Source organism: Staphylococcus sp. EG-SA-2, from assembly GCF_017152085.1.
This window is the reverse complement of sequence record NZ_JACYHC010000776.1, coordinates 1-1,431: the sequence shown is the minus strand read 5'-3', so window position 1 is coordinate 1,431 and position 1,431 is coordinate 1. Positions and strand designations below refer to the sequence as shown.

Here is a 1,431-nt window from a genome sequence, read left to right as displayed (position 1 = left end):
TCTTTTACAGCAGGCGATTATGCTATAATATTATTTAAATTGGGGAGGTGTTCTTATGGAATTTAAAACCATTCAATCTGTCAAAGATCCACATTACAACGAAGCACTTAAACTTTACGATACTAAGTTAAATTTATCTTTAACTGAAGATAAACGTATCATCAAACGCTCATTAGAAAACAACAAAACCGAAAACGATTATGTCTTTATCGTAGGCTTAGAAAACGATGTTGTTGTCAGTCTAGCAACTGCACATTATGAAGCCACAACCAATTCAGCATTTTTAATTTATTTATTCGCAAAAGACCTACCCAACCATGATGAGTTAATGACACAAACATTACATCAAATTGAACATGAACTAAACTTATTATCAAACCTTGTTCATTCTAGAAGTATTAACTTTTTAATGATGGAAGTCCCTAAAGAACCTGCAGATTTAACACAAGATAACGGACTTATTATTGAACACCGTAGACAGTTTTTATACGAACATCAATTTGAAAGACAAACTGAAATTGATTACATTCATCCAACTAATGATGGTCACACTAAAAAAGTGGACTTATTTTTAAAGAAAAATATTAAACTGACAAAGGATATCTACGGTACAAGTGTTAAATCAAATTATATTTTGAAGTATGTATTTGCCAATGGTATCGCACGTGAAATTATTTATGCTTTATTAGAAGAAATGGATTTACGTAAACCATTTTAAACAAACTTGAAATCACTAACAATAACGTTTAAACTATGTATGAAGCAAGACTGACGTTTCACTGCCCGTAGACAAACGTCAGTATACATAAAGTATATGCAGAAAGGACTTTAAAGTATGTTAACTAAAGAATTTGCACAACGCGTAGAACTAAGTGAGAAGCAAGTCCGTAAAATTGTTCAACATTTAGAAGAACGTGGTTACCAACTAAGCAAGACTGAATATCGTGGTCGTGAAGCAACTGATTTCAAAGAAGAAGATATCGAGCTTTTCAAAGACATTGCCGACAAAGTAAAACAAACAAATAGTTATGATCTAGCGTTTGATGAATTAGAAAAAGAAAAAGACTTCCTGCAAGTCATTGTCAAAAACGATGACAAAAACTTACCTACTAATCAAAATGTCGCTCAATTAGTAGAAGATTTACGCCTAGAAATCCAGAAAATGCGCGAAGAACGTCACCTACTTGGTCAAATGATGAATCAAGTACATCAGCAACAACAAGAATTAAAAGAACTTCAAAATCAACTTACATCTAAAATCGATTCAAATAGCGAATCCTTAAAAGCCATCCAAACATCACAAGAGGCTATCCAAGAAGCACAAGCATCTCAAGCTAAAGTATTGGCTGAATCAACAAATAAAGTTGAAAAGAATGCTGTTACTGAAGATAAAGCTGACAGTAAAGATTCGAAGGTTGCTGGAGTGAATAC

General features: G+C 32.8%; 1 protein-coding gene and 1 pseudogene. Both read left to right on the top strand.

The window, feature by feature from the left end; translation table 11 throughout:
* The first annotated feature begins 55 nt into the window (after window positions 1–55).
* The gene (locus tag IDG60_RS14070) at window positions 56–718 is read left to right on the top strand and encodes a hypothetical protein (RefSeq protein WP_000394698.1); all 663 of its coding nucleotides are present in this window, start codon (window positions 56–58) and stop codon (window positions 716–718) included.
* A gap of 117 nt (window positions 719–835) precedes the next feature.
* Window positions 836–1,431: pseudogene (locus IDG60_RS14065) on the top strand (hypothetical protein); the annotation flags it as partial.

Excerpts from the sequence above, each read along its gene's own strand:
- IDG60_RS14070 (WP_000394698.1), top strand. The coding sequence starts at position 56 with ATGGAATTTAAAACCATTCAATCTGTCAAAGATCCACATTACAACGAA.